This window comes from Streptomyces sp. NPDC057654, from assembly GCF_042800135.1.
GTDB lineage: Bacteria > Actinomycetota > Actinomycetes > Streptomycetales > Streptomycetaceae > Streptomyces.
In genome coordinates this window covers 1-4,830 of record NZ_JBHVHQ010000669.1, presented here as the reverse complement: position 1 = coordinate 4,830, position 4,830 = coordinate 1, and the positions used below count along the sequence as shown (strand labels likewise).

Annotated in this window: 5 protein-coding genes; 2 read left to right on the top strand and 3 right to left on the bottom strand. The window is 72.4% G+C overall.

The annotated features are described in order from the left end of the window. Positions 1-1,073: ABC transporter ATP-binding protein (locus tag ACFU99_RS33310; protein ID WP_384399160.1), on the top strand; the 1,073-nt coding region annotated here is incomplete at its 5' end. Positions 1,074-1,107: 34 nt separating this feature from the next. On the opposite strand, the gene ACFU99_RS33305 is transcribed toward ACFU99_RS33310, so the two are convergent. From ACFU99_RS33305 to ACFU99_RS33295, 3 genes are all read right to left on the bottom strand, one after another. Next, on the bottom strand, positions 1,108-2,514 hold the full coding sequence (locus ACFU99_RS33305; RefSeq protein WP_384399158.1) for an FtsW/RodA/SpoVE family cell cycle protein: 1,407 nt from the start codon (positions 2,512-2,514) through the stop codon (positions 1,108-1,110). Between the two features lie 337 nt (positions 2,515-2,851). After that, a complete protein-coding gene (locus ACFU99_RS33300; protein ID WP_384399156.1) occupies positions 2,852-3,436 on the bottom strand; it encodes a hypothetical protein in 585 nt (194 codons plus the stop codon). A gap of 43 nt (positions 3,437-3,479) precedes the next feature. Continuing rightward, positions 3,480-4,112: a hypothetical protein gene (locus ACFU99_RS33295; protein ID WP_384399154.1), complete on the bottom strand. Its 633-nt coding sequence runs from the start codon at positions 4,110-4,112 to the stop codon at positions 3,480-3,482. A gap of 265 nt (positions 4,113-4,377) precedes the next feature. Between ACFU99_RS33295 and ACFU99_RS33290 the strand changes: the two genes are divergently transcribed. Continuing rightward, the coding region (locus tag ACFU99_RS33290; RefSeq protein ID WP_384399152.1) for a helix-turn-helix domain-containing protein at positions 4,378-4,830 on the top strand (453 nt) is incomplete at its 3' end.

Here is a 4,830-nt window from a genome sequence, read left to right as displayed (position 1 = left end):
TGATGCGGCGCCCGCAGTGGCGGGTGGCGCCCGTCGGCGGGCTCGCCGGGACGCTCAACACGCTCTCCCTCGTCGCCGCCGTCGGCTTCGTCGCCGACCTCGCCGCGCGCGGCGAGGCGAGCCTGGGCGCGGTGCTGCTCGCGGTGGTGCTGGCCGGCCGGTTCGTGGGGCACGTCGCCGGGCTGGTGAGCACGACCGGCGTGGTGGTGGACCTGGCGCAGAGCGCCGAGCGGTTCCGGTGGCTGCGCTCGTACGCGCGCCGGGCCCGGCCGCCCGCCCCGTCGGCCGCCGTCCCCGCCGAGCTGCGCCGGGGCATCCGCGTCGAGGGGCTGTCCTTCCGCTACCCCGGCACCCGCCGCCGCGTCCTGCGCGACGTCAGCGTCGACCTGCCCGCCGGGAGCGTCGTGGCGCTCGTCGGCGAGAACGGCTCCGGCAAGTCCACCCTGGTCAAGCTGTTGTGCCGGATGTACGAGCCGACCCGTGGCCGCGTCCTGCTGGACGGGACCGAGCTGGCCGCCTGCGACCCCGCCGCGTGGCGGGAGCGGATCAGCGCCGCCTTCCAGGACTTCGTCCGCTTCGAGCTGCCCGTACGCGAGAGCGTGGGCGTCGGGGACGTGGACCGCATGGCGGACGGCGGGCGTGTCCGGGCGGCGCTGGAGCGGGCGGGCGCGGCCGAGCTGCCCGGCGCGCTGCCCGACGGCCTGGAGACCCCGCTCGGGCGCGGCTGGGAGGGCGGCGTGGACCTGTCCGGCGGCCAGTGGCAGAAACTCGCCCTCGGCCGGGCGCTGATGCGTACCGAGCCGCTGCTGCTCGTCCTGGACGAGCCCACCGCGTCCCTCGACGCGGAGACGGAGCACGCGCTGTTCGAGCGGATCTGCGCGGCGGCCCGGACCGGCGGCGGGGCGCGGATCACGCTGCTGGTCTCGCACCGCTTCTCGACCGTACGGGCCGCCGACCTGATCCTCGTGCTCGACGGCGGCCGTGTGGCGGAGGCCGGGTCGCACCGGGAGCTGCTGGCGCTGGGCGGGCGCTACGCCGCGATGTACGGGCTCCAGGCCGGGGCCTACCGGTAGGAGCCCGCCGGGGCGGCGGCCCGCCCCAGGGTTCTCAGCGCCGTATCAGCTGCGTCGACTGCTCGTCGAGGTCCGCCACCGGTTCCGGGGCCGGTCTGCGCGCCGCGTCGCTGACTTTCAGCAGCAAGGCGATGAGGACCCAGTTGGCGACCTGCGACGAGCCGCCCTGGGCGAGGAAGGGCAGGGCCTTGCCGGTCAGCGGGATCAGCCCGGTGACGCCGCCGGACACCACGAAGACCTGGAGCGCCAGGGCGCTGGCGAGCCCCGCCGCGAGGAGCTTGCCGAACGAGTCGCGGGCGTCGAGCGCGGCCCGCAGCCCGCGCTCCACCAGCAGCGCGTACAGCAGGAACACCGCCGTCATGCCGGCGAGGCCGAGCTCTTCGCCGACGCTGGTGAGGATGAAGTCGCTGCGCGCGGCGAAGCCGATGAGGTCGGGGCGGCCGGAGCCGAGGCCGGTGCCCAGGATGCCGCCGCTGCCGAAGCCGAACAGGGCCTTGGCGAGCTGGTCGGAGCCGGCGCCCGGGTCCTGTAGGGCGGCGAAGGGGTGCAGCCAGGCGGAGATGCGGCCGTGCACGTGCGGCTCCATGGAGCCGACCACCGTCGCGCCGACGGCGAACATCAGCAGACCGGTCACCACCCAGCTGGTGCGCTCGGTGGCGATGTACAGCATGATCACGAACAGCCCGAAGAAGATCAGCGAGGTGCCGAGGTCCCGCTCGAAGATCAGGACCAGCAGGCTCAGCAGCCACACGGCGGCTATCGGCCCGAACTGCCGGCCGCGCGGCAGCGAGAAGCCCAGCACCCGGCGGCTGGCCAGCGCGAGGGCGTCCTTGTGCATCGTCAGATAGCCGGCGAAGAACACGGCTATGACGATCCTGACGAACTCACCCGGCTGGAACGACAGCGCGCCCAGCGTGATCCACCGCTTGGCGCCGAGCGTGTCCGCGCCGAAGAACACCGGAGCGATCAGCATCACCAGGGCGACCGTGATGCTGATGTAGGTGTACCGCTGGAGATGGCGGTGGTCCTTGAGGAAGATCAGCACGGCGACGCAGACCGCGATGCCTATGGCGCCCCACATCAGCTGGGTCGGCGCCACCGTCACCGCCCGCTTCGGGGAGCTCAGCGCGAACGCGAGGTCGAGCCGGTGGATGAGGACCAGCCCCAGCCCGCTCAGCGCGACGGCGATCGGCAGGATCAGCGGATCGGCGTACGGGGCGAACCTCCGCACCGCCCAGTGCGCCCCCATGGCCATCACCGTCATCCCGATGGCGTACACGGGCAGCTCCGCCGGCAGCTTCCCCTCCGTGGCCAGCCCCACCGACGCGTAGCCGAACAGCGTCAGCAGCACCGCCAGGCCCAGCATCATCAGCTCCGAACGCCGGCCGCGGCCCTCCTCGGGCCGCGCCGCTCGCGACGAACCCCTTCTGCCTGCGCCCATCCATACCCCTCGATTTCTAGCGGCCGCCCACGGCGGACCCGGCTCCTGATGACACGGCACGAGTCCGCCCGGTCATCAAGAGACTCGGGAGGTCACGCAAGGTTGCGTGATGATGCAACCGCCGAAGAGAGATTAGTCATGCGGCGGGGGCCGCCCGACCCTGCACCCCCTGTGCGACGGCTGTACGGGCCCTGTGCACGCACGAACCCGCTCCGCTGTGGTAGGGCCCCGAGGCGCACGGAAGAGAGCGCCGGCGGCCAGGCCGGCGCTCTCCTCCCGGGGATGTCCTGCTGCCGCCCCGGTCAGCCGTGGCGCGTGTGACGACGCGCCGGGCAGGTCACCGCAGCCAGTGCGGGTCCCGCGGCTCCACCTTGTTGAAGTACCCCATGAGCTGGGCGTGGACCGTCAGCTCGGACATGGCGGACTGGAGCCGAACGATCCGGCCCGCGGACTCGGCGTCGCCGGCCCCGCCCAGCCATCCGGCCATCAGAGAGGCCGTCGCCAGCACCCGGTCGCGCAGCGCCCGGCACACCCCCGTGGGGCCCTGCGCCACGGTGACCTCGGTGATCTCCGACCACAGCTCCGCGCCGCGCGACGTCATGCCGAGCTCGACGCCGGTGCGGTACAGCCGGTCGTAGTCGAGGTTCCGGTACCAGTCGCGGGTCTCCTCGGTCAGCTCGCCGGTGGCGAGGATCGCGCCGACCTCGGCCAGCAGCTCGTCCGCGTGGCGCAGCCGCTTCTCGGCCGACGCGACGTACACGGCCGCGGTGGTCGTGGCGTCCTCGTGCTCGGCGAGTTCGAGCGCCTTGAAGAGGTCGCTCGCCGCGGCGAGCAGTTCGGCGCCGGCGTGCTGGGCGAGCCGCTTCTTGTCGCTCAGTGCCTGCTGGGACAGCTGGAGCGCCTTGTTACAGACCTGACTCATCCGTCCTTCCTCCTTAAAGAAGTTGACGGGGCGTATCGGTTTGTCAGCCGACCGCGGTGGTTGCGTTGGTCATTCCGAAGATGTTGATGATGGCGATCGCCTGCCCGCGGATTCGAATCCGGTCGAATTCCGTGATCGATTTCCAGGCGAATTGCTGCCACTCGACGGGGCCTTCGGCGTCGGCGTTGCGGGCGAATGTGTCGAGTTCTGCGGAGAACACCCGCAGCGTGTCGATGAATCCACCGAATGCCGACTCGTCGCCGCCCTCGGCGTACTGCGCGGCGATGTCCGCGAGCGATTCCTCGTCGAGCGCCACCAGACCCTGCGAGCCCGCCTCGCGGAGCACGTCGAGCACCTGGACGCCCTCCCGGCCCGCGGCCCGCAGCCGGGCGTCGTGCACCGCGTGGAAGCCCAGCTCGCGGGCGATGTCGCGGGACGACTCGTAGTCGGCCAGCGCCGACCGGACCGCCGCGGCGGCGCAGGCGACGCGCACCCCGGCCTGACGCCGGTCGCCCAGCTCCAGGTCGCGGTGGACGAGGTGCAGTTCGCTGCCGGCCCGCATGAAGTGGGCCGAGCCGGTGGCGACGGGGGTGTCGACGCTGTCGTACAGGTCGCGGAGCGCCGCTTGGCTCGGCGACGGCAGCTGAGGCTGCTGCTTGTTACAGACCTGACTCATTGTGCGTAATCTCCTTCAGAGATTCCCATTCCGGTCCCTGAACGGCAATCACATGAATGCCGTACGGGGCGCCGTGACGGAAATCATCGGGTAGAAGAGGTTGTCTGAACGGGGCAACGCTTGCACAATCAACTTCAGTCTTCGCGGGGGAAACGGCCGCCGTCGGACAGGTTCGGATGGGCCCGGACAACCGGGTGGCGCACGGGATCTGCGGTTTACCTATACGGCCGGATGGGATGTGGCGTACGTGAGTGGAGAATCCGGGGTGCCCGGGGGATTCGAGGGAATTTCTGGGGCCGCTGGAACCGCCGGAAACAAGCCGGGCGGCGGACCGGGCGGCGGGCGCGCGGACCTGGGAGCCGTCGACAGCGTGGAGGCGCTGGCCGCCCTGCTGCGCCAGCTCCGCCGCAGGGCCGCCCGGCAGCGCGGCGACTCGCAGCTGACCTACCGGGAACTGGCCGCCAGCACCGGCTGGGCGCACGGCGTCATCGGCGACTACTTCGCGGGCAAGACGCTGCCGCCCACCGACCGCTTCGACGCCCTGGTAAGGCTGCTCGGCGCCACCGGGCCCGAACTCGGCGCGCTCGCCACGGCCCGCGACCGGGTGGAGGAGCGGCGCCGGGCCCGTACGCAGCAGCCCGCGGCGCCCGCCGCACCGGCCGCCGCGGCGGATCACGGCAGCGGCGGCGGCGCCCGCCCCCGGCCGGACACCGTGCCC

Bases quoted from the DNA above. Each gene is read 5' to 3' on its own strand.
- ACFU99_RS33305 (WP_384399158.1), bottom strand. From the start codon at position 2,514: ATGGGCGCAGGCAGAAGGGGTTCGTCGCGAGCGGCGCGGCCCGAGGAG.
- ACFU99_RS33300 (WP_384399156.1), bottom strand. From the start codon at position 3,436: ATGAGTCAGGTCTGTAACAAGGCGCTCCAGCTGTCCCAGCAGGCACTG.
- ACFU99_RS33295 (WP_384399154.1), bottom strand. From the start codon at position 4,112: ATGAGTCAGGTCTGTAACAAGCAGCAGCCTCAGCTGCCGTCGCCGAGC.